This window comes from Pseudoroseicyclus sp. CXY001 (genome assembly GCF_041714655.1).
Taxonomy (GTDB): Bacteria; Pseudomonadota; Alphaproteobacteria; order Rhodobacterales; family Rhodobacteraceae; genus Pseudoroseicyclus_A.
On the sequence record NZ_CP168219.1, the window covers coordinates 3,298,428 to 3,322,438 of the forward strand.

Here is a 24,011-nt window from a genome sequence, read left to right on the forward strand (position 1 = left end):
GCCTCCGGCTCAGCGCTGGCGCTGAACTTCCATCAGTTCGCGCAGCAGGCGCTCTTCGCTCATGTCGTCGCGCGCCGGCTTGTCGACCTCCGCCTCCATGAGGCGGGCCATGGAATCTTCCTCGGGGCGGTCGACCTCGATCTGCGTCTGATGCGATTCGATCATCCGCTCGCGGAGGTCCTCGGCGCCCTGGGTCTCTTCCGCGATCTCGCGGAGGGCGACGACCGGGTTCTTGTCGTTGTCGCGCGGCACGGTCGGGGCGCCGCCGGCGGTGATTTCGCGGGCGCGGTGCGCGGCGAGCATCACGAGCTCGAAGCGGTTCGGAACCTTGTCAACGCAGTCTTCGACGGTCACGCGGGCCATGGATGTTCCTTCGTTTGCTGTCTCGCCGGCCCTTGCGGGCGGCGGGGGAGCTGGAGCGGGGAGGGGCTGGCCTTTGCCCATGAGGGCAAGGGGCCCGCCTTGCGGCCCCGCTTCGAAAGCCCGTCCATACGCCGCAGGGGCAGGAAAGGCAAGGGGCGGGGGCCGGCAGCCCGGCAGAGAGGGCCGGCCCGCGAGGAGAGGGCAGGAGCGAGGGGCTGTCTGCCCCTCGTCGCCATTGGGGCTCGAACCAATGGCGCCTCCAATGGCGACCCCCGAAGGGTATCTGGAAAGGGGCAGTGGTTAGAGGGGCGTGAGCGCGGCGACATCGGGCTCGGGGAGCGCCGCGAGCATGGCCTCCACCGTCTCGCCGGTCACCGGATGGCGCCACCCGGGCGATATCTCGGCGAGGGGGAGAAGGACGAAGGCGCGATCCTGCAGGCGCGGATGCGGCAGGATCAGCTCGCCGGGCGCCTCGGCCTTCTGCCGCTCGAGCGGCAGGCCCGCCCAGGCGGCCCAGCCCTCCCTGCCCGGCCGGATCGCCGCGGCGGCGGCGAGGAGGTCGAGATCGAGCGTGCGGGGGCCCCATCGGCGCTGCCGCTCGCGGCCGAACGCCGCCTCGATGGCATGGAGGGCCGCGAGGATGTCCTCGGGCGGCGCGGGCCAGTCCACCGCCAGAACGGCGTTCACATAGTCGGGCCCGGACCCGGCGGGGAAGGCCGGCGAGCGGTAGAGGCGGCTGATTCGCACCGGCGCGTCGGCCGCCTTGGCCACCGCCTCCGCCGCCGCGGGGAGCGCGGCGTCACGGTCATGTGACGCGCCGTCGAGGTTGGCGCCGAGGGCGATAAACACCAATTCCGCCGGGTCGCCTTGTCGGGCTGGTTGCGGCATGACACGTTTCCCTTACATTTCCGCGTCCCGCGCCCGGCACTCACCAAGACCACTCCCCCGGGCGCGAGAAGATTGAAAGGACTTTTGATGTTTTATCGTGACGAGCGCCTCGCGCTCTTCATCGATGGATCGAATCTCTATGCGGCCGCAAAGTCGCTGGGGTTCGACATCGACTACAAGCTCCTGCGGCAGGAATTCATGCGCCGCGGCAAGCTGCTTCGGGCGTTCTACTACACCGCCCTCCTCGAGAACGACGAATATTCGCCCATCCGCCCGCTGGTCGACTGGCTGCACTACAACGGCTTCACCATGGTGACCAAGCCGGCCAAGGAATACACCGACAGCCAGGGCCGCCGGAAGGTGAAGGGCAACATGGACATCGAGCTCACCGTCGATGCCATGGAGCTCGCGCCCCATGTCGATCACATCGTGCTCTTCTCCGGCGACGGCGATTTCCGCCCGCTGGTGGAGGCGCTGCAACGCAAGGGCGTGCGCGTCTCGGTCGTCTCGACCATCCGCTCGCAGCCGCCCATGGTGGCCGATGAACTGCGCCGCCAGGCCGACAATTTCATCGAGCTGGAAGACCTCAAGGACGCCATCGGCCGGCCGCCGCGCGAACGCGCGCCGCGGGACGACGCGGAGGCGATGGCCGACGACTGACCTTGGAGTGACCTTGGGGGGCGCGGCCTTGCCAATGGCGGAAACCCTGTGGTTTCCGCCTGCCCCGCCGGCCTAGGCTCGCCCCATGCTCGGCCTCGCCACGCTCTTTCTTGCCGCCTTCGGCGCCGCGACGATCCTGCCCTTCCAGTCGGAGGTGGTCTTCGCCGCGATGCAGATCGCCGGGCACCATCCCGTCTGGCTCCTCGCGGTGGTGGCGAGCGTCGGCAACACGCTCGGCTCGCTCGTCACCTATCTGATGGGCCTCGCGCTCGAGCGCTTCCGCCACCGTCGCTGGTTTCCCGTCTCCGACGCCGCGCTCGAGCGCGCCCAGCGCTGGTATCGCCGCTGGGGGCTGTGGACGCTGCTGCTCACCTGGGCGCCCTTCGGCGAGGCCATCGCGCTGGCCGCGGGAGTGCTGCGCACGCCCTGGCCGGTCTTTCTCGCGCTCGTGGCCCTCGCCAAGACCGCCCGCTACGCGGCCCTCGCCCTCATCACCGCCGGCGTGATCGGCTGACCCCTCGACGCGGGCGCCGCCATCGCCTACCTCTGGCGCATGCCGAAGCCAGCCCTCACGCTCCATCTCGCCGCCCCGCGCGGCTTCTGCGCCGGTGTCGACCGGGCGATCAAGATCGTCGAGATGGCGCTCGAGAAATGGGGGGCGCCGGTCTTCGTCCGCCACGAGATCGTCCACAACAAGTATGTGGTCGACGATCTGCGCGCCAAGGGCGCCGTCTTCGTGGAAGAGCTGGACGAATGCCCCGAGGACCGGCCGGTCATCTTCTCCGCCCATGGCGTGCCGAAGGCGGTGCCGGCCGAGGCGGAGCGGCGCGAGATGATCTTCGTCGATGCCACCTGCCCGCTGGTCTCGAAGGTCCATAACGAGGCTGCACGCCATGCGGAGAACGGCCTGCAGATGATCATGATCGGCCATGCCGGCCATCCGGAGACGATCGGCACCATGGGCCAGCTCCCCCCCGGCGAGGTGCTGCTGGTCGAGACGCCCGCCGATGTGGCGAGGGTCGAGGTGCGCGACCCCGAGCGGCTGGCGTTCGTGACGCAGACGACGCTCTCCATCGACGACACGGCAGAGATCGTGGCCGCCCTCAAGGCGCGCTTCCCCGCCATCGTCGGCCCCCACAAGGAAGACATCTGCTACGCCACCACCAACCGGCAGGCGGCGGTGAAGCAGATGGCCCCCGATTGCGACGCGCTCCTCGTCGTCGGCGCACCCAACAGCTCCAACTCCCGCCGGCTGGTCGAGGTCGCCTCCCGCGCCGGCTGCTCCTATGCGCAGCTCGTCCAGCGCGCGGCGGATATCGACTGGCGGGCGCTCGAGGGCATCCGCTCCGTCGGCATCACCGCCGGCGCCTCGGCGCCCGAGGTGCTGATCGACGAGGTCGTCGCCGCCTTTCGCAGCCGCTACGACGTGACGGTCCATCCCGTCGTGACGGCGGAGGAGAACATCGAGTTCAAGGTGCCGCGCGCCCTGCGCGAGCCTGCCTGAGGGAGGTGCCGCCATGGGCCCGGAGTTCCTGCTGACCGCCTTCGTCATCTGCCTCAGCCCCGGGATCGGCGTGGTCTACACGCTCTCCACCACGCTCGGCGGCGGCTTCCGCGCCGGGGTCTTCGCGGCACTGGGCTGCACGGTCGCGACGATGCTGCACCTTCTGGTGGCGATGGCGGGGCTGGCGGCGGTGCTCCTCTCCTCTGCGCTCCTCTTCCAGGCGCTGAAGATCGCCGGGGTGGCCTATCTCCTTTGGATGGCCTGGGGCGTGCTCCGCGAGCGCGGGGCGCTGGCGATCCGCGCGGCGGAGGCGGCCCCGGCGGGGCGGCTCGTCTGGCGCGGGATCCTGCTCAACATCCTCAACCCCAAGCTGCCGCTCTTCTTCCTCGCCTTCCTGCCGCAGTTCCTGACGCCGGGCGCCGGGGTGGACGAGATCGCCGAGCTCGGGCTCGCCTTCTCGGGCATCACCTTCGGCACGTTCCTGCTCTACGCCGCCCTCGCGGCCACCGGCCGCCACCTGATCCTCGGCTCCGAGCGGGCGATGCTCTGGATGCGCCGCGCCTTCGCGGCGAGCTTCGCCGGGCTCGGGCTGAAGCTGGCGCTGGAGCGCGCCTGAGGGCGCCCCCTTTCCGACGGCCCATCATTTGAGAGCATCATCATGACCCGCCTGTTCAGCCCCCTCCTCCTTCTCGCCCTCCTGCCCGCCTGCACCCTCGCCGAGGGCGAGGTCACGGCCCCCGCCGGCGAGGCGCTGGCTGTCCTCAGCGCCCGCTCCCCCTCCGTCGCGCCCTCCTACGCCTGGAGCTATGACGTGACGCTCGCCGCCAGCGCCGTCACCGCCCGCTATTGCCATGGCTACGAGACGGAGGGCCCGGCCTGCGGCACGGCGTCGGAGCCGCTCGGCCCCGAGGCTGGCGCCGCGCTCGAGGCGCGCATCGCCGCCTTCGCCGCCGACCTCACTGCTGCGCCCATCGCCGAGAGCCTCGATCCCCCCATCGGCGGCGGCGCCACGGCGGCGGTGCTCTACCCCGGCAGCTCTGCCCTCACGGTGCCCGGCTATCCCGCCGATACGGCGCGGGCCGAGGCGATCCTCGCCGGGCTCGAGGCGCTGATCCCCGCCGGGCTGGTCGAGGCGGCGGCCGCCGCTGGCGAGGCCCCGGCCGAATGACCGATTATTTCGCCTATACGGACGGCGCCTGTTCCGGCAATCCCGGCCCCGGCGGCTGGGGCGCCCTGCTCATCGCCCGGCAGGACGGCCGCGAGGTGAAGCGCCGCGAGCTGAACGGCGGCGCCCCCGCCACCACCAACAACCGGATGGAGCTCATGGCCGCCATCTCGGCGCTGGAGGCGCTCGGGCGCCCGACGGCGCTGACGCTCGTCACCGATTCCAGTTACGTCAAGGACGGGCTGACGAAGTGGATCCACGGCTGGAAGCGCAACGGCTGGAAGACCGCCGCGAAGAAAGACGTGAAGAACGCCGACCTCTGGCAGCGCCTCGACGCGGCGGCGGGGCGGCATCAGGTCTCGTGGGAATGGGTCAAGGGCCATGCGGGCCACCCCGAGAACGAGCGCGCCGACGAGCTCGCCCGCGAAGCCATGGCGCCGTTCAAGACGGCGCGGGCCGGCTGATCCCCCCTCCCGGATCCCCTTTCATCTGGCCAAAAATACCTCGGGGGTGTGGGGGCAGAGCCCCCACCTATCCCGGCATCGTCCTCCCCAGCCCCGCCTCCGCCACCTCCGCCTTCAACCAGCCGGTGAAGGCCCGCATTGCCCGGGTCGGCCGCGCCCCGGCGGCGGTGACCAGCCAATAGTGGTTCGCCGTCACGAAACGGCCCCGGAAGGGGGCGGTGAGCCGGCCCATCGCCAGCGCATCCGCCGCCAGCGTCTCGAAGGAGAGGAACACCCCCTCCCCCGAGATCGCCGCATCGAGGCAGAGCATGGAGTCGCTGTAGAGCGGCCCCTCGCCCGCCACCTCGCCGCCCGGCACCACCTCCGGCGCCCCCGCCGGGCCGAGCCAGTCGGCCCAGGTGAAATTGCCCGCCGTCTCGCGGATCACCGGCACGCGGGCGAGGTCCTCGATCCGCTGCAGCCGCGCCGCCATCTCCGGCGCGCAGACGGGGAAGATCACCTGCGGCCAGAGCCGTTCCACCGTCACGCCCCGGTAGCCGCCGGGGCCGTTGCGCAGGCAGATGTCCACCTCTCCCGCATTGGGGTCGGCGAGCCCCAGCGAGGCATCGAGCCGCACGGCGATCTCGGGATGGAGCGCCCGGAAGCGGGGCAGCCGCCAGATCAGCCAGCGCGCCGCGAAGACCGGCGCGACCGAGATGGTCAACGCGTCCTCCGCCCGCTCTGCCCGGGCCACGGCGGCGGAGAGCTCGGCGAAGCCCCGCTCCAGCCCCGCCACCACCGCCGCGCCCCGGGCGCTCGTCACCATGCCGGCGGGGCGCCGCTCGAAGAGCTGGAGGCCCAGCACCTTCTCCGCCCGGATCACCTGCTGGCTGACGGCGCCCGGGGTCACGCCGAGCTCTCCCGCGGCGGCGGCGAGGGAGCCGAGCCGGGCGACGGCCTCGACCGCGCGGAGCGCCGGCAGGGGGATGCGGTTGAGCGGGTTCATATAGGAACGCTATACCCCCATCGACCGATCCGGCAATGATTTCAGGGGTGCGGGCATGCGAAGACTCCAACCCGAAAGGAGTCTCCCCATGTTCTTCCGCCCCCGGCGTGCCGCGCCCCGGCCCCGCACCGATCCCCCCGGCCCGCTCGATCATCCCGCCATCGCCGCGATGAGCCAGCGGGACCTTGCCGATCTGCCCCTGCCCCGGCCCGATGACGCTGCGCCGCCTCTTCCCTGCGCGGCCGAGCGCGGCTAACCTGCCGGCATGAAACAGGTTCTCGCCCCCCTCCTCGCCCTCCTCCCGGGCGCCGCGTTTGCCCTCGGCACGGCCGATTGCGACATGGCGCGGCTCGATGTGATCCCCGAGCCGTGGGAGGATTACACGGCCACCTTCGCCAATGGCGATGTGCGCGTCGCCGCCATCGACTTCATGGAGCCGGTGACCGGCCCCATGCATCTGGTCATCGTCTCGCCGCCTCGCGACGAGCTCGGCTTCCGCCAGTGCCGCACGATCATGCGCGACGAGATCTACGGCTGGTCCTGGCTGGAATTCTCGACGCTGGACGCGAGCTACGACCCGGCGAAGGGTCTGGTCTTCACGATCGAGGGAGACGCGACGGCCGATGACGGCTTCACGGCGCTGCCCGTGCTCGTCACCATCACGCTCAACCAGTCCACCGGCGAGATCACCGTCGGCGAAACGCCCCGGTGAGCCCCGGCGGCGCGATCCTGCACGTCGTGCTATTGCGCCTGCCGGAGGGCCATGACGCCGCCGAGCTGGCGGAGGTGATGGCCGGCCTCGCCGCGCTGGATCTGCCCGGCATGTCCGGCTTCCACCACGGGCCGAACCTCGATCTAGAGGGGCTCTCCCCCGGCCTCAGCTACGGCTTCGCCGCCAGGTTCGAGAGCCGCGAGGCGCTGAAGCTCTATGCCGAAGACCCGGCGCATCGGGCCCTCGGCGCGCGGCTTCTCGCCCTCGTGGGCGGGCCCACGGGCCTTCTCGTCGCCGATATCGGCGGCTGATCGCGCTGGCCTTGGCACTCGGGGCGCGGCAGAGTGCGGGGCGGACAGGTGGAGCTCCCATGATCCTCGGCATCGGCACCGATCTTTGCAATATCGAGCGCATCGAGAAGACGCTCGAGCGCTTCGGCGACCGCTTCCGCGAGCGGGTGTTCACCGACCGCGAGCAGCACCGGGCCGAGCGCCGCGCCCATGCGACCGCGGCCACCTATGCCAAGCGCTGGGCCGCCAAGGAGGCCTGCTCCAAGGCGCTCGGCACGGGCCTCCGCATGGGCATCGCCTGGAAGGACATGAGCGTCACCAACCTCCGCAGCGGCCAGCCAGTGATGCATGTCACCGGCTGGGCGAAGGAGCGGCTGGCGAAGATGACGCCGCCGGGCCACCGCGCCGTCATCCATGTGACGCTGACCGACGACCATCCCTGGGCGCAGGCCATGGTGGTGATCGAGGCGCTGCCCGAAGCGGGGCCGGCGGCGTGACCGCGCGCGCGCTGCTGGCGGCGCTTCTCGCCGCTGGCCGCCCTCTCGGCTCCGCCGAGCTCGCAAGCCAGACGGCCATGGGCGCGGAGGAGGTCTTGGGCGCCGTCCGCAAGCTCCAGGGCCTCGGCCTGCCGGTCGAGGGCGGGCCGAAGACCGGCTGGATCCTCCGGCGGGAGGCGCGGCTCGCCCCCGTCTCCTTCACGGCGGAGGAGGCCGGCGCCCTCGTCGCCGCCCTTTCCACCATGGACGGATCGCCCGAATGGCGGGCGGCCGCCAGCCGCGGCGTGACGCGGCTCGCGGAGGCCTGGCCGGAGGTCCTGCCCTTCAAGGGCCCGCCCGCGCCCCTTCGCGCCTGGGGGCATCCGGCCGAGCCGGGCCTGCCCGAGCCCCTCGCCGCCCGCGCCGTGGCGGAGGGGCTCTGCCTCGCCGTGGCGCTCGAGGGGGAGGAGACGGTGCTCCGCCCGCTCGCGCTCTGCGGCGAGACCCTGACCGCCTGGTGCGAGGGCACCTCCACCCTCCGCGAGCTCTCCCTCGCCGAGGTCCGCGCCTCGGCCCTCACCGGCCGCAGCTTCGACGGCGCCGAACTCCGCAAGGCGCTCGGCCTGACCGTCCCGGACAGCACCGCCCCGTGACCCGCTCCGGCGCGATGTTGACTCCCCGGCCCCGCCCTTTCATGTAGCGCGGGCCGATTGACCCCCCAGAAGGCGTATCGAGATGACCGAGAAGACGGGCGCCCTTGCCGGGACCTGGGAAACCATCAAGACCATCGTCTATGCCCTGCTGATCGCAGGCATTTTCCGGACGCTGTTCTTCCAGCCCTTCTGGATCCCCTCCTCCTCGATGAAGGACACGCTGCTGGTCGGCGACTTCCTCTTCGTCAACAAGATGGCCTATGGCTACAGCTACGCCTCCTGCCCCTCGATCCGCATTCCGGCGCTCGGGGTCGATATCGGGGCGGATGACTTCTGCGGCTTCCTGCAGCGGGGCGAGGGGCGGCTATTCGGCGGCGAGCCGGAGCGGGGCGACATCGTCGTCTTCCGCCATCCGGTCGACGGGCGCGATTTCATCAAGCGGCTGATCGGCCTGCCGGGCGACCGGATCCAGGTGACGGACGGCGTTTTGCAGATCAACGGCGAGGCGGTGGAACTGCGGGCCGACGGTGTCTTCACCGAGACCTTCGAGCCGCAGGGGCCGCAGGGCTCGATGCCGCGCTGTTCCAACGGCGCGGTGGGGCTCGGCGGCGAATGCGTGAAGACCCGCTACCGCGAGACGCTGCCCAATGGCGTCGAGCATGACATCCTCGACATCGGCGATCTCGAGCTCGACAACACCGGCGTCTTCACGGTGCCCGAGGGCCACTACTTCTTCATGGGCGACAACCGCGACAATTCCACCGACAGCCGCGTGCCGCAGACCTCCCGCGGGGTCGGCTTCGTGCCGCTGGCCGATATCGTCGGCCGCGCCGACCGGGTGATCTTCTCCTCCGCCGGCCGTTCGATCCTGGCATTCTGGACCTGGCGGGGAGACAGGTTCTTCGAGAAGCTGGAGTGAGCCTCTCCGCCGCGCTTGCCGCCTTCTCGGAGCGGCTGGGGCACCGGTTTTCGGATGAAGACCTCCTCCGCCGCGCCGTGACCCATGGCTCCGCCTCGGGCATGAGCCCTGCGGGGGGCGGCGCGGGGCGCGAGGACAACCAGCGCCTCGAATTCCTTGGTGACCGGGTGCTCGGGCTGGTGATGGCCGAGGCGCTGCTCGCCGCCGACCGCGAAGCCCGCGAGGGCCAGATCGCCCCCCGCTTCAACACGCTCGTCCGCCGCGAGACCTGCGCGGAGGTCGCCCGCGATTCCGGCCTCGGCGAGGTCCTGCGCCTCGGGCGGAGCGAGGCGCTCTCCGGCGGCCGCCGGAAGGAGGCGCTCCTTGCCGATGCGATGGAGGCGGTGATCGCCGCCATCTATCTCGACGCCGGGCTCGAGGTGGCGCGCGAGGTGGTGCTGCGGCTCTGGGGGCCGCGCATCGCGGCGGCGCCCGACGATGCGCGCGACGCCAAGACGGCGCTGCAGGAATGGGCGCAGGCCCGCGGCCAGACGGTGCCCGCCTATGGGGTGATCGCCCGCGAGGGGCCGGACCACCAGCCGCTTTTCACCATCGAGGTGCGGCTCGAAAGCGGCCAGACCGCCCGGGCCGAGGCGCGCTCCAAGCGGCTCGCCGAACATGCGGCGGCGGCGAAGCTCCTGAAGGATATCGGCGGCTAATCAGCCCTCGGGCGGGCGGGCGGCGAAGGCGGCCTGCGCCTCGGGCGAGGCCTCGCTCTGGTGCTTCTCGCGCCAGACGTCATAGGGCTCGCCGTAGTAAACCTCGCGCGCCTCGTCCTTGCTGAGCGTGACGCCCCGCTCGGCGGCGGCCTCCTGATACCAGCGGCTGAGGCAGTTCCGGCAGAAGCCGGCGAGGTTCATCAGGTCGATGTTCTGCACATCGGGCCGCTCCTCGATCAGGTGCTGCCGAAGGCGCCGGAACGCGGCGGCCTCGATCTCTATGCGCGTCTGGTCGTCCATCTGGCTCTCCCTCGGAAGGTCGGGCCCAGCCTACAGCCCCGCGAGCGCGGCGGCCAGCAGGGGCGCCAGCCGCTCGGCCCAGGCCGCCTGCTGGGCCTCCGTCTCGATCAGGTCGTTCCTCAATTCGATCAGCACGTTCGGCCGGCCGGGGATCAGGCAGTGCCGGTCGATCGAATCGCCGGGCAGATGGCCGCCATAGGGCTCGTTGTCGCCGACGACGAGATCCTTCTCGGTCGCGAGCCGCGCCAGCAAGGGCGCGGAGAGCCGCCGGTCCTCGTCGGCTGAGAGGATGCCGATATGCCAGGGCCGGGGCGGCCGGCCGCGGAGCTGCGGCGTGTAGGAATGGATCGAGAGCACCGCCGTGTCCCGCCGCCGCGCCGCGAGATCGCCGAGCGCCCGGTGATAGGGCCGGTGCAGCCGCTCCAGCCGCTCCTCCCGCTCCGCCGGGCCCACCTTGGCATTGGCCGGAATGACGCTGCCGTCATAGAGCTTCATGACCAGCGTCGGATCGTCCTCGCCCCGGTTGGGGTCGATCACCAGCCGCGAGAAGCGACCCATGATCACCGGCGAGTCGAGCGCGGCGCCCAGCATGCGCGCCACGCCCTCGGCGCCCGGATCGAAGGCGATGTGCCGCGCCATGTCGGCGGCGGGCAGGCCGAGATCGCCGCCGTTCACCCAGTTCGGCACGCGGTTCGAGGCGTGATCGCAGGTCACCACCCAGCGGCCGGGGCGGTCCTCTCCGGCGATCTCGAAGGCAAGCGTGTCTTCGGAGCCCGTATCCCTCATGTTCTCCATGCACCTGTCATCTTGTCGAAAGGCGGCATAGGCTAGTTGTGAGCGAATGGAAATCGCGCGATAAGCGCCGCCGGGGCCGTTAGCGATAACGGTCCCCTCTGCCGACATGCGACCGAGGAAAGGGCAACCCGCCATGAAACGCCATCGCAACGTGAAGATCGTCGCCACGCTGGGGCCGTCCTCCTCCACCTACGAGGTGATCCGGGCGCTCGTCGAGGCCGGCGCCGATGTCTTCCGGCTCAACATGAGCCACGGCAGCCATGACGAGATCCGTGCCCGCCACGAGATCATCCGCCAGGTCGAGGCCGATCTCGGCTTCCCGATCGCCATTCTCGCCGACCTCCAGGGGCCGAAGCTGCGGGTCGGCACCTTCGCCAACGAGTCCGAAGAGCTCGAGGACGGCGCCGCCTTCCGGCTCGACCTCTCCGACGCGCCCGGCGACGCCAGCCGCGTGCAGCTCCCCCACAAGGAGATCTTCGACGCGCTCGAGCCCGGTGCCTCGCTTCTGGTCAACGACGGCAAGATCCGGCTGAAGGTCAGGGATTGCGGCGCCGATTTCGCCGATTGCGAAGTGATGGTCGGCGGCACGATCTCCAACCGCAAGGGCGTGAACGTGCCCGACGTGGTGCTGCCGCTGGCGGCCCTCTCGCCCAAGGACAAGAAGGATCTCGAGTTCGTCTGCGAGCTCGGGGTCGACTGGCTGGCGCTGTCCTTCGTTCAGCGCGCCGCCGACGTGGAAGAGGCCCGCGCCCTCGCCAAGGGCCGCGCCAGCGTGCTCTCGAAGATCGAGAAGCCGGCGGCCGTCCGCGCCTTCGAGGAGATCCTCGCCGTCTCCGACGGGATCATGGTGGCGCGGGGCGACCTTGGCGTCGAGATGCCCGTCCATGCCGTGCCGACGATCCAGAAGCGCCTGACCCGGCTCTGCCGCGCCGCCGCCAAGCCGGTGATCGTCGCCACCCAGATGCTGGAGAGCATGATCGAAAGCCCGATGCCGACCCGCGCCGAGGTCGGCGACGTGGCCGCGGCCATCTACGAGGGCGTCGATGCCATCATGCTCTCGGCCGAGAGCGCCGCGGGGCAATATCCGGTCGAGGCCGTGCAGACGATGGACAACGTCGCCGGCGAGGTCGAGAGCGACCCGACCTATACCGAGATCATCGAGGCCTCGCGCCGGGCCGACAGCTCCTCCGTCGCCGGGGCGATCACCGCCGCGGCGCGCGAGATCGCCGAGAAGACCCAGGTCAAGGCGATCTGCTGCTTCTCGGAGAGTGGCACGACGGCGCTGATGGTCGCTCGCGAGCGGCCGCGCGTGCCGATTGTCGCCATGACCAGCCTCGAGAAGACGGCCCGCCAGCTCTGCCTCGTCTGGGGCACGAACTGCGTCGTCGTGCCGCCGGTGATGCGCTTCAAGATGGCCGTGGTCGAGGCGGTGCGCGCCGCCAAGGCGCTGGGGCTCGCGGAGGAGAAGGACAACATCGTCGTCACCGCCGGCGTGCCCTTCAACACGCCGGGCTCGACGAACATCCTGCGGGTCGCACCCTGCGAGGAACGTTTGATTTTCGCCTCGGAGCCGGAATAGGCTCGGCAGACCCCGGGGCACCGCCCCGGGACAGGGAGTGGCCATGACCCCGGATCTCACCTTTCTCATCGGGCTCGTCATCGGCGTGCTTGCGATCCCGCCGGTCTTCGGCGCGGTGATCGAGCGGCGCTCGCCCCGCCTCGCGGCGCTGCTGCTGGTGGTGGCGGCGGTGCTGATCTTCCTCGCCGTGCGGCAGAACCCGGGCGCCTATTCCCTGGCCGCGATCCCCGATGTCATCGTCAGGGTCATCGGCGACTTCATGAACTGAGGGGGGCGTCGCGCTCGCACTTCGCCCCCGCCCGGTACGCGCCGGAACGGCGCAGGGCGAGCGCCGGCCCGTCCCGCGCGGCGCCGCCCGCGCAAACCCCGCGAAAGGCTTGCCACCTGCGCGCGCTGCCCCTATAGGGACGCTTCCTACCCGCGCGGCCGGCCTTTTGGCATTGCCGAGTCGCGCCTGAACGTCAGACGAGGAGATGGAAATGCCGAAGATGAAGACCAAGTCGAGCTGCAAGAAGCGGTTCAAGGTCTCTGCCTCGGGCCGCGTCATCGCGGGCCAGGCCGGGAAGCGCCATGGCATGATCAAGCGCAGCAACAAGTTCATCCGCAACGCGCGCGGCACGACGACCCTGTCGAAGGCCGACGAAGGTATCATCAAGCCGATGATGCCCTACGCCCGATAAGGAGGAGCTGACATGTCCCGCACCAAGACCGGCCCGATCACCCACCGTCGCCACAAGAAGATCCTCGATCAGGCGAAGGGCTATTACGACCGCCGCAGCCGCACCTTCAAGGTCGCCAAGCAGGCCGTCGACAAGGCGAACCAATACGCCACGCGCGACCGCAAGAACCGCAAGCGCAACTTCCGCGCCCTGTGGATCCAGCGGATCAACGCCGCCGTGCGCGCCCATGACGAGGCGCTGACCTACAGCCGCTTCATCAACGGCCTGTCGCTGGCCGGCATCGAGGTGGACCGCAAGGTCCTCGCCGATCTCGCCGTCCACGAGCCGGAGGCCTTCGGCGCCATCGTCGACCAGGCGAAAGCCGCGCTGGCCTGAGGTCAGACATCACGGAATTGCGGAAAGGCCGTCCCCCCGGAGGCGGCCTTTTCATTTGGGGCAGGCGCCTTCCCCACCGCCCGGCGCCGTGCTAAGAGGCGCCCCATGACGATGCGCGACCAAATCGGCCAGCTCTTTACCGGGCCCTCGGGGGCCCCGGCCGGTCGCGCGCTGCTCACGCTCCGCTAGATCGCCGCCCCCCGAGGGCCACCGCTTCCCCCGCTCGCTTGCGTGCGGGCGGGCGAGCCTTTAGCAGCAACGGCGAAGTGACGAGGGCCGATGATGGACGATCTCAAACAGAAATACCTCACCGCCATCGCGGAGGCCGCCGACGAGGGCGCCATCGAGGAGGTGCGCCTCGCCGCGCTCGGCAAGAAGGGCGAGGTCTCGCTGAAGATGCGCGAGCTCGGCAAGATGAGCCCGGAGGAGCGGCAGGTCGCCGGCCCGGCGCTCAACGCCCTGAAGGACGAGCTGAATTCGGCGCTCATCGCCCGCAAGACAGCCCTCGGCGATGCGGCGCTGGAGGAGCGGCTGCGCGGTGAATGGCTCGACGTGACGCTGCCGGCCCGCCGCCGCCCGGCGGGCTCGATCCACCCGATCAGCCAGGTGACCGAGGAGGTCACGGCGATCTTCGCCAGCCTCGGCTTCTCCGTCGCCGAGGGGCCGCGGATCGAAACGGACTGGTACAATTTCGACGCGCTCAACATCCCCGGCCACCACCCGGCCCGGGCGGAGATGGACACGTTCTACATGGCCCGCGCGGAGGGCGACAACCGCCCGCCGGCCGTCCTGCGCACCCACACCTCTCCCGTGCAGATCCGCACGATGGAGAAGGAGGGCGCGCCCATCCGCATCATCTGCCCGGGCGGCGTCTACCGCGCCGATTACGACCAGACGCACACGCCGATGTTCCACCAGGTCGAGGGGCTGGCCATCGACAAGGGCATCTCGATGGCGAACCTCAAATGGGTGCTGGAGGAGTTCTTCACCGCCTATTTCGGCACCGAGGTGAAGACCCGCTTCCGCGCCTCGCACTTCCCCTTCACCGAGCCCTCGGCCGAGGTCGACGTGCAATGCTCCTGGGACGGCGGCACCGTGAAGGTCGGCGAGGGAGACGACTGGCTGGAGGTCCTGGGCAGCGGCATGGTGCACCCCAACGTGCTGCGCAACGCCGGCATCGACCCGGCTGAGTACCAGGGCTTCGCCTTCGGCATGGGCATCGACCGGATCGCCATGCTGAAATACGGGATCCCGGATCTGCGGGCGTTCTTCGACAGCGACCTGCGGTGGCTGCGGCACTACGGGTTCTCGGCGCTGGACCAGCCGGGGTTGGCGGGGGGGTTGAGCAGGTGAAGCGAGACAAGAATCTTCAGATAGAAATCCTTAAGAAGTTGGAAGCGTCCGAAGATCAATCGCTCCGCTTTGAAGTCTACGCTAAAAACTTCGGTGGATATGACGATGCGGAGACGCCAGACTGGTCTAGGGAGGAGGCGTACAACGCTCGCCTTTTGATACGAGATGGCTTTGTTCGAACAGAGAAGGTGACCGACGCTCCATGGTTCGGGCCGGGACCAGAAGATACCTACGCCGAAACGTACGCGTTTCTGACATCTGCAGGTCATGACCGAATTGAAAACGCAAACTGGCTGAAGGCCGCTTGGAGCAACATATGGTCCAACATCCCGACATTCCTCGCCTCAGTGATCACCGCACTCATTATAGCGTGGGCTGTCAAAATATTTGGACCTCAGCTATAGCTGTTCGATTTTAGCGCAACATGCCCCTCTTCCACCCCGACCGCCGCCACCAAAACGAGGCGTCCCGGCGCCTCTGGGCGCGCTACGAGATCGCCTATACCGCCGTCGATTTCGGCGCGGCCTTCGCGTTTGTCGTCGGGTCGGTCATGTTCTTTTTCGCGGCGTGGCAGACGGCCGGCACGTGGTTCTTCCTGATCGGGTCGATCCTCTTCGCCGCCAAGCCGACGATCCGGCTGGTGCGGGAGCTGAAGCTCTACGAGATGGGCGACGAGGAAGACCTCGCCGAGAGATACAAAGGCTAGGATGCGCGCTCGCATGCACCGGCCCGAAGGTGCGTGACGAGCACGCACCCTACGAGAGACGAGGGGCCCCGCCCCGCAAAGGAGACACGACATGAAATTCACCCTCTCCTGGCTCAAAGACCACCTCGACACCTCCGCCTCCGTGGCGGAGATCGCAGAGGCGCTGACCGACCTCGGGCTAGAGGTCGAGGGCATCGAAGACCCCGCCGCCAAGCTGAAGGGCTTCACCATCGGCAAGGTCGCCTCCGCCGAGCCCCACCCCGATGCCGACCGGCTGCGGGTCTGCCAGGTGGAGACCGACGAGGGCCTCAAGCAGATCGTCTGCGGCGCGCCGAACGCGCGGGCGGGGATCACCGTCGTCGTCGCCAAGCCGGGCGCCTATGTGCCGGGGATCGACACGACCATCCAGGTCGGCACGATCCGCGGCGTCGAGAGCCACGGGATGATGGCCTCCGAGCGCGAGATGGAGCTCTCGGACGAGCATGACGGCATCATCGAATTGCCCTCCGGTGAGGTCGGGCAGGAGTTCGCGAGCTGGCTCGCCGAGCACCGCCCCGCCGCCGTCGACCCGGTGATCGAGATCGCCATCACGCCCAACCGGCCCGACGCGCTCGGCGTGCGCGGGATCGCCCGCGACCTCGCGGCGCGGGGGCTGGGGGTGCTGAAAGACAACCCGTTCGAGCCGGTGGCCCCGGCCTTCAAGGCCGACCTCCGGATCACCGTCGATGACGACACGCGCGACGGCTGCCCGCTCTTCTGCGCGACGCTCATTCGCGGCGTCACCAACGGCCCCTCCCCGGCCTGGCTGCAGGGGCGGCTGAAGGCGATCGGGCTCCGGCCGATCAATTTCCTCGTCGATGTGACCAACTTCTTCACCTATGACCTCAACCGGCCGCTGCACGTCTTCGACGCGGCGAAGGTGAAGGGCGCGATCCGGGTCTACCGGGCCGAGGGCGGCGAGGAGCTGCTGGCGCTCGACGGCAAGACCTACCGCTTCCAGCCCGGGCAGATGGTCATCGGCGACGAGAACGGCCCCGAGAGCATCGCCGGCATCATGGGCGGCGAGCATTCCGGCTCCGAGCTCGAGACGACCGACGTGATCGTCGAGAGCGCCTATTGGGACCCGGTGCAGATCGCCTATACCGGCCGGGCCCTGAAGGTGAATTCCGACGCCCGCTACCGCTTCGAGCGCGGGGTCGATCCGGCCTTCACGCCCGAGGGGCTGGAGCGCGCGGTGCGGATGATCGTGGACATCGCCGGCGGCGAGGCCTCCGAGATGATCCGCGTGGGCGAGGTGCCGGACACCTCCCGCGCCTACCGGCTGGATACCGACCGGGTGGTCAGCCTCGTCGGCATGGAGATCCCGGCCGAGACCCAGCGCGAGACGCTCACCGCGCTCGGCTTCCGGCTCGACGGCGACATGGCGCAAGTGCCCTCCTGGCGGCCCGATGTGCAGGGCGAGGCCGACCTCGTGGAGGAGGTCGCCCGCATCGCCTCGCTGACGAAGCTTGAGGGCAAGCCGATGACGCAGGTCCCCGGCGTGCCCAAGCCGATCCTGACGCCGATGCAGCGCCGGCTCGCGGCGGCGCGGCGGCAGGCGGCGGCGCTCGGCTACAACGAATGCGTCAGCTATTCCTTCATCGACGCCGCCTCTGCCGCGCTCTTCGGCGGCGGGTCGGAGGCGACGGCGCTGGAGAATCCGATCTCCACCGACATGTCCCACATGCGGCCCTCGCTGCTCCCTGGCCTGCTGGCGGCGGCGGCGCGCAACCAGGCTCGCGGCCAGACGGATTTCGGGCTCTTCGAGATCGGACATGCCTTCGCCGGCGGCGAGCCGGGCGAGGAGGCCTGGCAGATCGCCGGCATCTGGGTCGGCCGCACCGGACCGAAGGACCTGCACGGCGAGAGCCGCGCCGAGGATGTCTTCGACGCCAAGGCCGATGCCGAGGCCGTGCTCTCCGCCCTCGGCGCGCCGGCCAAGCTGCAGGTCATGCGCGGCGGCGAAGGCTGGTGGCATCCCGGCCGCCACGGGCGGCTCTGCCTCGGGCCCAAGAAGGTGCTCGGCACCTTCGGGGCGCTGCATCCGAAGGTGCTCGCGGCGATGGATGTGAAGGGCCCGGTGGTCGCCTTCACGCTCTCGCCGGAGGAGGTGCCGCTGCCGCGCGCCAAGTCCCCGGCGCGGCCGGCGCTCGCCACCTCCGATTTCCAGGCGGTGGAGCGCGACTTCGCCTTCGTCCTGCCGAAGGAGGTCGAGGCGCAGGTGCTGGTCAATGCCGCTCAAGGGGCCGACAAGGCGCTCATCGCCGAGGTGCGGATCTTCGACGAGTTCGAGGGCGGCTCGCTCGCCGCGGGCCAGAAATCCCTCGCCGTCACCGTGCGGCTGGAGCCGAAGGCGGGCACGCTGACGGAGGAAGAGATCGAGGCGGTCTCGTCGAAAGTGGTCGAAAAGGTCACGAAGGCGACGGGCGGCGCGCTTCGGCGCTGAGCCCTCTTCACCATGTCTCATGACATGCGCTAGCCTCGCCGCGTCAGCGGCGGGGCTGCCGCATGAGGGAGTGGGACATGATCAAGGAATTTCGCGACTTCATTGCCAAGGGCAATGTGATGGACCTCGCCGTCGGCATCATCATCGGTGCCGCCTTCACGGCGATCGTGCAGAGCCTCGTCAATGACATCATCAACCCGTTCATCGGGCTGATCCTGGGCGGCGTCGACTTCTCCGACATGTATGTCGTGATGTCGGGCGAGGTGCCGGAGGGCGCCGGCCTCGCCGCCGCCCGCGAGAGCGGCGCCGCGATCTTCGCCTACGGGTCCTTCATCACCGCGATCATCAACTTCGTGATCATCGCCTTCGTGGTGTTCCTGCTCGTGAAGGGCGTGAACCGGATCAAGGACCGCGCCGTGAAGCGCGGCGAGCCCGTGCCGGCGGCGCCGAGCGGGCCGACGCAGGAGCAGCTTCTGACGGATATTCGGGATCTCCTCGCCACCAAGGCGTAGCGCCTGGCGGAGGCGGGCGTGGCGGGCCGAAGCCCGCCCTGCGCCCGCCGCGCCTTCCGACGGGCGCCACGGTGCCGCGCGGGGCGAGCGCCGGCCCGGGGGGTGGCGCTCCTGACGGCCGGACGGCGCACTTTATGGTGCAGCCACTTCCCCGCTCAGAACGGCGCGCTGCCCAACGAGAGCGCCAGCCCGCGGGACGGGCCGGCGCTCGCCCTGCGCCGTTCCGGCGCGTACCGGGCGGGGGCATAGCACAGGCGTTGCGCCAAAGGTGGGTTGAGAAGCCCACCCACCCCTCGCCCGTTGCATCCGGCCCCGCCCCGGGGCAAACCCTCCCCAAGGGGGACCAGCCCATGACCTTCCGCGCCCGCCATCTCCTCGGCATCGAGCCGCTCGGCCAGGACGAGATCATCACGCTCCTCGATCTGGCGGAGGCCCATGCCGATGCCATGCGGGACGGCATCAAGCCCGAGCGCAAGCTCGAGGGGCTCACCCAGATCAACATGTTCTTCGAGGCCTCGACCCGCACCCAGGCCAGCTTCGAGCTGGCCGGCAAGCGGCTGGGGGCGGATGTCATGAACATGTCGATGGCCTCCTCCTCGCTCAAGAAGGGCGAGACGCTGATCGACACGGCGCTGACGCTCAACGCCATGCGCCCCGACCTGCTCGTCGTCCGCCATCCGCATTCCGGCGCCGTCGACCTCCTCGCGCAGAAGGTCAACTGCGCCGTCCTCAATGCCGGCGACGGGCGGCACGAGCATCCGACGCAGGCGCTGCTCGATGCCCTGACCATCCGCCGCAAGAAGGGCCGGCTACACCGGCTCTCCATCGCCATCTGCGGCGACATCGCCCACAGCCGGGTGGCGCGGTCGAACCTGCTCCTCCTCGGCAAGATGGAGAACCGACTCCGCCTCGTCGGCCCGCCGACGCTGATGCCGCCCGGGATCGGCGAGCTCGGCGTCGAGGTCTTCGACAGCATGGAGGAGGGGCTGAAGGGCGCCGATGTCGTCATGATGCTCCGGCTCCAGAAGGAGCGGATGGACGGCGGCTTCATCCCCTCCGAGCGCGAGTATTACCACCGCTACGGGCTCGACGCCGAGAAGCTGGCCCATGCCAAGGACGATGCCATCGTCATGCATCCCGGGCCGATGAACCGGGGGGTGGAGATCGACGGCACCATCGCCGACGACATCAACCGCTCCGTCATCCAGACGCAGGTCGAGATGGGCGTCGCCGTGCGCATGGCGGCCATGGAGCTTCTCGCCGCCAACCTCGCGAGCGCCAACGCTCGGGGCGCGCTGGCCGGCTAGCGCCCCCTTTCAGACCCCCTTTCCGGCTCCCCTCCCCCACCCTCCCTGTGGCGCCCGCGCGCATTCCCCCGAGGCGCGATGCCCCGATGGCGGCTTTCGGCTGGCCGACCGGCCGTTCAGGAGCTAGGGCTGAGGCAGAGGGGATATGACGGGGCCGAGAGAGATGAGCGCGGCGGAGTGGGCTGGCCGGATCGAACCGGGCGAGCGGCTTCTTTGGCAGGGCCGCCCCGACGGGCGTGTGCTCTGGTCGGAGGCGCTCTCGACCGAGGGGGCTATCGGCGCCCTGCTGTTCCTCTTTCCGGTCGTCCGCGGCGTCATCTGGCTGACGCGTGACGGCGGGCCGACGGGTCAGGTGCCGGTGGTCGAGGCCGTGGCGCTTCTCGCCGGGCTCTGGTTCACGGTCGGCCGCCTCGTCTTCGACGCTTGGCGCCGGCGCGGCACCGCCTATGCGCTGACCGACCGCGCCGCCTATGTCGCCGACCGTCTGCCCGCCCGCACCCCCGCTCGCTATCCGCTCCGCGCCGACAAGCTGGCGGTGGAAGAGGCGCCCTTCGGCCTCGGCGACGTCTGGTTCGCCGAGTCGCAGTATCGCGAGCGGGCCAGCCGCGACGTGCGCCGCGCCACCGGCTCGTCCATCGCCACGATCTCCGCCCCCGTCGGCTTCCGCCTGATCGGCGAGGCGCGCATGGTGCACCGGCTGGCGACCGAGGAGCTGGCCCGCCAGAAGGCCGAGGCGGAAGACGCCCTCCCCGACTTCCCGCCGGCAGAATGACGCAGACGCTTCTTCACAACGCCCGCCTCATCGACCCCGAGGCGGAGAGCGAGACGCCGGGCGCGCTCCTGCTCGAGGGCGGCACCATCGCCGAGGTGATCGCGGGGCCCCTGCCCGAGGGCGCCTTCCCGGGTGCCACCCGCATCGACTGCCGGGGCGCGGCCCTCGCGCCCGGCATCGTCGACCTCGGCGTCAAGGTCTCCGAGCCCGGCGAGCGCCACAAGGAGAGCTTCCGCTCCGCCGGCCGCGCCGCCGTGGCCGGAGGGGTGACCACCATGGTCACGCGGCCCGACACCTCGCCGCCCATCGACACGCCCGAAGTGCTCGAATTCGTCTCGCGCCGCGCGCGGGAGGACAGCCTCGCCCGCGTCCGCCCCATGGCGGCGCTGACCAAGGGGCGCGAGGGGCGCGAGATGACCGAGATCGGCTTCCTCATGGATGCCGGCGCCGTCGCCTTCACCGACGGGCTCCGCGTCGTCGAGAACACCAAGGTCTACTACCGCGCCCTCACCTATGCCCGCGCCCTCGGCGCGCTGGTCATCGGCCATGTGCAGGAGCCGGGCCTCTCGTCCGGCGGCGTCGCCACCGCCGGCAAGTTCGCCTCGCTTCGCGGCCTGCCGCATGTCAGCCCGATGGCGGAGCGCATGGCGCTCGACCGCGACATTGCCCTCATCGAGATGTCGGGCGCGCGTTACCATGCCGACCAGATCACCACCGCCCGCGCCCTGCCGGCGCTGGAGCGGGCCAAGGCCAACGGACTCGACGTGACCGCGGGCGTCTCCGTCCATCACCTGACGCTGAACGAGTTCGACGTCGCCGATTACCGGACCTTCTTCAAGCTGACGCCGCCGCTCCGCTCGGAAGACGACCGCATGGCGGCGGTGGAGGCCGTCGCCTCCGGCCTCATCGACGTCATCGGCTCGTTCCACACGCCGCAGGACGAGGAATCGAAGCGCCTGCCCTTCGAGGTCGCCGCCTCCGGCGCCGTCGGGCTGGAGACCCTTCTGCCCGCCGCGCTCCGGCTCGTTCATGACGGCCACCTCGGCCTGCCGCGGCTCTTCCGGGCGCTGTCGCTGAACCCGGCGCGGCGGCTGGGCCTGCCCTCCGGGCGGCTCGCCAGGGGCGCCCCGGCGGATCTCGTGCTCTTCGACCCCGGCGCGCCCTTCGTGCTCGACCGCGAGACGCTCAAGAGCAAATCGCGCAACACCCCCTTTGACGGCGCACGCCTTCAGGGCAAGGTCATCGGCACCTGGGTCGCGGGGGAGCGGGTGTTCGAATGATGTTTCTGCCTGAAATGGTGACGCCCCTGCCGCTGCTCGCGCTGCTGGCGCTCGGGGGATATCTGCTGGGGTCGATCCCCTCCGGCATCCTGCTGGCCCGCGCCATGGGCCTCGGCGATCTGCGCAAGATCGGCTCGGGGAACATCGGCGCCACCAATGTGCTGCGCACCGGCAACAAGCGTGCCGCCGCGCTGACGCTGATCTTCGATGCGCTCAAGGGCGCCGTCGCCGTGCTCCTCGCCCGCTGGATCGGCGGGGAGGATGCGGCGCAGCTGGCCGGGCTGGCGGCGCTTCTCGGCCATTGCTTCCCCGTCTGGCTGCGCTTTCACGGCGGCAAGGGAGTGGCGACGCTCCTCGGCATCCTTCTGGCGCTCTACTGGCCGCTCGGGCTCGCCGCCTGCCTCGTCTGGCTGCTGACGGCGCTGACCGCCCGCTATTCCTCGCTCTCGGCGCTGCTCGCCGCGGCCTTCTCGCCGATCCTAGCCCATGTGCTCGGGCGGCCGGATGCGGCGCTCCTTTGCCTCTGCCTCGCCGCCATCGTCTTCTGGCGGCACCGCGCCAACATCGCCCGGCTGCGCGCCGGGACGGAACCGAAGATCGGAGCGAAGTGATGCGCCGCCTGGCCCCCGCCCTTCTCTGCCTTCTGCCCCTCGCCGCCCAGGCCCAGGACGACGACACCGCCTGGATCGCCGAGACCTGGCCCGCCGGCGGCGCGATCCTCGAAGAGGCGGCCCAGCGCTGCGACACCGAAACCGAAGGCGGCACGCTCGTCATCGAGGGCGGCGCCTTTACGGAGGAGGATCTCGACGGCAGCGAAGGCGGCATGGGGCCCGACGATCTGGTGATCGACTTCAACCACATCTTCTGCTCGCGCGCGGCCTCGCTCTGGGCCGGCACCGGCGGCGCGCCGGTGCATTTCGTGCTCTCCTCCGGCGAGAGCGCGAGCTGGACGGGCTGGAACTGGGGCGTCGTCCGCCACGGGCCCTACACGCCCAATGTCATCCTCCTGCAGCGCCACGGCATCGTCTGCGACAGCTTCGGCGCCGCGCCCTGCGTCACCGCCATCGTGGCGGAGGACGGCGTGTTCTACACGCCGATCAGCGCCGACTAGTCGAAGGCGCCGGTCACCCGGCCGAGGAGCATGAAGGCCCGCGCGGTGCGCGTGTCGGTCAGGGCCGCGAGCTCCTCGTCGGTGAGCTCGGGCTCGATCTCGCCCATGATCCGGTCGAAGAGCCGCATGAAATGGTGGGCCGCATCGCGGAAGATCGTGTCCTCGCGCATCCGCCCGATGGTCAGGGCGAGGCAGGCGCGGTCGCGGATGCCGCCCAGCGCCGAGACCAGCCCGCCCCGCTCGCCGACGGCATAGCGGCGCCAGATCTCCGGCCGGGTCCGGTCGGGCCGCAGGTCGTCCATGTAGATCCCCTCCTGGGAGAGGAGCGTCAGCACGTCCTGGCTGGCCTGGATGAGCTGCCGGGCGCGCCGGTCCTTCAGAGCCTGGCGGAGCGCGGCGAAGCCGGCCTCGTCGCTCTCGTTGTCGGGGAAGTTCAGCGCGCGGATGAAATCCGGGAGCGGCAGCGGCGGCTCCAGATCCTCCGCCGGGGTGCCGAGCGCCAGCCGCGGCTGGCCGTCGGGCTCCGCCACCGGCGCCGGACGCGTGCCCCGGCGGGAGGAGAAGGTGAGCGGCGGCTCGGGCAGGGCCTCGGGCGGCGGCAGGGCGGGGGCCGCGGGCGCGGGGGCCGGCAGGGGCGCGACGCGCGACTGCCGCTCCTCGATATAGGAATGGCGGATGGCATCGATCGCCGCCTGCAGGCGCCGCGATTCCTCGCGGAACACCCGCGCCGAGCGCGCCGCCGTCGCCGCCACCCAGAGGACGGCCACCGGCAGGATCACCGCCATCACCGCGATGACGGAGGAGAGGAGCTGCATCTCGTCGGCGACCACCGCCTCGGGGCGCAGGAAGAACCACGCCCCGGCGCCGAGCACCCAGAGCACCGCGAGGATGATCGCGGCGAGGTCGGTGCCGCCCAAGGCCGGCGCCGGAGCCGGCGTCGGCAGGTCGAGCCCCGGATCGTGCGGCTGGGCGGACATCC

At 70.4% G+C, this 24,011-nt stretch carries 33 protein-coding genes; 27 read left to right on the forward strand and 6 right to left on the reverse strand.

What is annotated here, in order from left to right; genetic code table 11:
- Positions 1-9: 9 nt before the first annotated feature.
- Positions 10-363 (reverse strand): DNA-directed RNA polymerase subunit omega, encoded by a 354-nt coding sequence (gene rpoZ / locus ACAZ03_RS16135; RefSeq protein ID WP_373355138.1) that lies wholly within the window; start codon positions 361-363, stop codon positions 10-12.
- A 300-nt stretch (positions 364-663) separates the two neighbouring features.
- Positions 664-1,212, reverse strand: a complete 549-nt coding sequence (gene folK, locus ACAZ03_RS16140; protein WP_373357097.1) for a 2-amino-4-hydroxy-6-hydroxymethyldihydropteridine diphosphokinase — start codon at positions 1,210-1,212, stop codon at positions 664-666.
- Positions 1,213-1,338: 126 nt separating this feature from the next.
- Between folK and ACAZ03_RS16145 the strand changes: the two genes are divergently transcribed.
- The 6 genes from ACAZ03_RS16145 (at position 1,339) to rnhA (ending at position 5,044) form a co-directional block, all read left to right on the forward strand.
- Positions 1,339-1,911, forward strand: a complete 573-nt coding sequence (locus tag ACAZ03_RS16145; protein WP_373355139.1) for an NYN domain-containing protein — start codon at positions 1,339-1,341, stop codon at positions 1,909-1,911.
- Between the two features lie 85 nt (positions 1,912-1,996).
- Positions 1,997-2,425, forward strand: a complete 429-nt coding sequence (locus ACAZ03_RS16150) for a YqaA family protein (RefSeq protein WP_373355140.1) — start codon at positions 1,997-1,999, stop codon at positions 2,423-2,425.
- A gap of 39 nt (positions 2,426-2,464) precedes the next feature.
- Positions 2,465-3,415 carry a 4-hydroxy-3-methylbut-2-enyl diphosphate reductase gene (ispH, locus tag ACAZ03_RS16155; protein ID WP_373355141.1) on the forward strand — a complete coding sequence of 317 codons (951 nt, stop codon included), beginning with the start codon at positions 2,465-2,467 and terminating at the stop codon, positions 3,413-3,415.
- Positions 3,416-3,428: 13 nt separating this feature from the next.
- The gene (locus tag ACAZ03_RS16160; protein WP_373355142.1) at positions 3,429-4,031 is read left to right on the forward strand and encodes a LysE family translocator; all 603 of its coding nucleotides are present in this window, start codon (positions 3,429-3,431) and stop codon (positions 4,029-4,031) included.
- Positions 4,032-4,073: 42 nt separating this feature from the next.
- Positions 4,074-4,583, forward strand: a complete 510-nt coding sequence (locus ACAZ03_RS16165; RefSeq protein ID WP_373355143.1) for a hypothetical protein — start codon at positions 4,074-4,076, stop codon at positions 4,581-4,583.
- Positions 4,580-5,044 carry a ribonuclease HI gene (rnhA, locus tag ACAZ03_RS16170; RefSeq protein WP_373355144.1) on the forward strand — a complete coding sequence of 155 codons (465 nt, stop codon included), beginning with the start codon at positions 4,580-4,582 and terminating at the stop codon, positions 5,042-5,044. The genes ACAZ03_RS16165 and rnhA overlap by 4 nt, the downstream gene beginning before the upstream one ends.
- A gap of 67 nt (positions 5,045-5,111) precedes the next feature.
- Here rnhA and ACAZ03_RS16175 read toward each other — a convergent pair whose 3' ends face one another.
- Positions 5,112-6,029, reverse strand: a complete 918-nt coding sequence (locus ACAZ03_RS16175; RefSeq protein ID WP_373355145.1) for a LysR substrate-binding domain-containing protein — start codon at positions 6,027-6,029, stop codon at positions 5,112-5,114.
- A gap of 88 nt (positions 6,030-6,117) precedes the next feature.
- On the opposite strand from ACAZ03_RS16175, the gene ACAZ03_RS16180 reads away from it, so the two are divergent.
- The 7 genes from ACAZ03_RS16180 to rnc all read left to right on the forward strand — a co-directional run bounded on the left by ACAZ03_RS16180 (position 6,118) and on the right by rnc (position 9,777).
- Positions 6,118-6,285, forward strand: a complete 168-nt coding sequence (locus ACAZ03_RS16180) for a hypothetical protein (protein WP_373355146.1) — start codon at positions 6,118-6,120, stop codon at positions 6,283-6,285.
- Between the two features lie 9 nt (positions 6,286-6,294).
- Positions 6,295-6,741, forward strand: coding sequence for a hypothetical protein (locus ACAZ03_RS16185; protein ID WP_373355147.1), 447 nt, complete (start codon positions 6,295-6,297; stop codon positions 6,739-6,741).
- Positions 6,738-7,052: a Dabb family protein gene (locus ACAZ03_RS16190; RefSeq protein WP_373355148.1), complete on the forward strand. Its 315-nt coding sequence runs from the start codon at positions 6,738-6,740 to the stop codon at positions 7,050-7,052. Before ACAZ03_RS16185 ends, ACAZ03_RS16190 begins: the two co-directional genes overlap by 4 nt.
- Before the next feature lie 59 nt (positions 7,053-7,111).
- Positions 7,112-7,528, forward strand: coding sequence for a holo-ACP synthase (gene acpS / locus ACAZ03_RS16195; protein WP_373355149.1), 417 nt, complete (start codon positions 7,112-7,114; stop codon positions 7,526-7,528).
- A complete protein-coding gene (locus ACAZ03_RS16200; protein ID WP_373355150.1) occupies positions 7,525-8,160 on the forward strand; it encodes a hypothetical protein in 636 nt (211 codons plus the stop codon). Before acpS ends, ACAZ03_RS16200 begins: the two co-directional genes overlap by 4 nt.
- Positions 8,161-8,242: 82 nt before the next feature.
- Positions 8,243-9,079 carry a signal peptidase I gene (lepB, locus tag ACAZ03_RS16205; RefSeq protein WP_373355151.1) on the forward strand — a complete coding sequence of 279 codons (837 nt, stop codon included), beginning with the start codon at positions 8,243-8,245 and terminating at the stop codon, positions 9,077-9,079.
- Positions 9,076-9,777 carry a ribonuclease III gene (gene rnc, locus ACAZ03_RS16210; RefSeq protein ID WP_373355152.1) on the forward strand — a complete coding sequence of 234 codons (702 nt, stop codon included), beginning with the start codon at positions 9,076-9,078 and terminating at the stop codon, positions 9,775-9,777. Before lepB ends, rnc begins: the two co-directional genes overlap by 4 nt.
- On the opposite strand, the gene ACAZ03_RS16215 is transcribed toward rnc, so the two are convergent.
- On the reverse strand, positions 9,778-10,077 hold the full coding sequence (locus tag ACAZ03_RS16215; RefSeq protein ID WP_373355153.1) for a DUF1244 domain-containing protein: 300 nt from the start codon (positions 10,075-10,077) through the stop codon (positions 9,778-9,780).
- A gap of 30 nt (positions 10,078-10,107) precedes the next feature.
- Positions 10,108-10,872 (reverse strand): N-formylglutamate amidohydrolase, encoded by a 765-nt coding sequence (locus tag ACAZ03_RS16220; protein ID WP_373355154.1) that lies wholly within the window; start codon positions 10,870-10,872, stop codon positions 10,108-10,110.
- A 133-nt stretch (positions 10,873-11,005) separates the two neighbouring features.
- Here ACAZ03_RS16220 and pyk point away from each other — a divergent pair, with 133 nt between their 5' ends.
- The 14 genes from pyk (at position 11,006) to ACAZ03_RS16290 (ending at position 23,032) form a co-directional block, all read left to right on the forward strand.
- On the forward strand, positions 11,006-12,451 hold the full coding sequence (pyk, locus tag ACAZ03_RS16225) for a pyruvate kinase (RefSeq protein WP_373355155.1): 1,446 nt from the start codon (positions 11,006-11,008) through the stop codon (positions 12,449-12,451).
- A 43-nt stretch (positions 12,452-12,494) separates the two neighbouring features.
- On the forward strand, positions 12,495-12,719 hold the full coding sequence (locus ACAZ03_RS16230; protein ID WP_373355156.1) for a hypothetical protein: 225 nt from the start codon (positions 12,495-12,497) through the stop codon (positions 12,717-12,719).
- A gap of 211 nt (positions 12,720-12,930) precedes the next feature.
- A complete protein-coding gene (gene rpmI / locus ACAZ03_RS16235) occupies positions 12,931-13,131 on the forward strand; it encodes a 50S ribosomal protein L35 (RefSeq protein WP_373355157.1) in 201 nt (66 codons plus the stop codon).
- A 12-nt stretch (positions 13,132-13,143) separates the two neighbouring features.
- A complete protein-coding gene (gene rplT, locus ACAZ03_RS16240) occupies positions 13,144-13,506 on the forward strand; it encodes a 50S ribosomal protein L20 (protein ID WP_373355158.1) in 363 nt (120 codons plus the stop codon).
- Positions 13,507-13,788: 282 nt separating this feature from the next.
- A complete protein-coding gene (pheS, locus tag ACAZ03_RS16245) occupies positions 13,789-14,859 on the forward strand; it encodes a phenylalanine--tRNA ligase subunit alpha (protein WP_373355159.1) in 1,071 nt (356 codons plus the stop codon).
- Positions 14,856-15,263 (forward strand): hypothetical protein, encoded by a 408-nt coding sequence (locus ACAZ03_RS16250; protein ID WP_373355160.1) that lies wholly within the window; start codon positions 14,856-14,858, stop codon positions 15,261-15,263. The genes pheS and ACAZ03_RS16250 overlap by 4 nt, the downstream gene beginning before the upstream one ends.
- Positions 15,264-15,283: 20 nt before the next feature.
- Positions 15,284-15,565 (forward strand): YrhK family protein, encoded by a 282-nt coding sequence (locus tag ACAZ03_RS16255; protein ID WP_373355161.1) that lies wholly within the window; start codon positions 15,284-15,286, stop codon positions 15,563-15,565.
- 91 nt (positions 15,566-15,656) lie between these two features.
- A complete protein-coding gene (pheT, locus tag ACAZ03_RS16260; protein ID WP_373355162.1) occupies positions 15,657-18,050 on the forward strand; it encodes a phenylalanine--tRNA ligase subunit beta in 2,394 nt (797 codons plus the stop codon).
- A 77-nt stretch (positions 18,051-18,127) separates the two neighbouring features.
- Positions 18,128-18,562 carry a large conductance mechanosensitive channel protein MscL gene (gene mscL / locus ACAZ03_RS16265; RefSeq protein ID WP_373355163.1) on the forward strand — a complete coding sequence of 145 codons (435 nt, stop codon included), beginning with the start codon at positions 18,128-18,130 and terminating at the stop codon, positions 18,560-18,562.
- A 350-nt stretch (positions 18,563-18,912) separates the two neighbouring features.
- Positions 18,913-19,869: an aspartate carbamoyltransferase catalytic subunit gene (locus tag ACAZ03_RS16270; protein WP_373355164.1), complete on the forward strand. Its 957-nt coding sequence runs from the start codon at positions 18,913-18,915 to the stop codon at positions 19,867-19,869.
- A 145-nt stretch (positions 19,870-20,014) separates the two neighbouring features.
- Entirely contained in the window at positions 20,015-20,641 is a 627-nt protein-coding gene (locus ACAZ03_RS16275; protein ID WP_373355165.1) for a hypothetical protein, read from the forward strand.
- Complete coding sequence (gene pyrC, locus ACAZ03_RS16280; RefSeq protein ID WP_373355166.1) at positions 20,638-21,921, forward strand: dihydroorotase; 1,284 nt, start codon at positions 20,638-20,640, stop codon at positions 21,919-21,921. The genes ACAZ03_RS16275 and pyrC overlap by 4 nt, the downstream gene beginning before the upstream one ends.
- The gene (plsY, locus tag ACAZ03_RS16285; RefSeq protein ID WP_373355167.1) at positions 21,918-22,532 is read left to right on the forward strand and encodes a glycerol-3-phosphate 1-O-acyltransferase PlsY; all 615 of its coding nucleotides are present in this window, start codon (positions 21,918-21,920) and stop codon (positions 22,530-22,532) included. Before pyrC ends, plsY begins: the two co-directional genes overlap by 4 nt.
- A complete protein-coding gene (locus ACAZ03_RS16290) occupies positions 22,532-23,032 on the forward strand; it encodes a hypothetical protein (RefSeq protein ID WP_373355168.1) in 501 nt (166 codons plus the stop codon). The genes plsY and ACAZ03_RS16290 overlap by 1 nt, the downstream gene beginning before the upstream one ends.
- Here the strand turns inward: ACAZ03_RS16290 and ACAZ03_RS16295 are convergent.
- A complete protein-coding gene (locus ACAZ03_RS16295; protein ID WP_373355169.1) occupies positions 23,029-24,009 on the reverse strand; it encodes a hypothetical protein in 981 nt (326 codons plus the stop codon). The two genes, ACAZ03_RS16290 and ACAZ03_RS16295, sit on opposite strands and share 4 nt — an antisense overlap.
- Between the last annotated feature and the right edge of the window lie 2 nt (positions 24,010-24,011).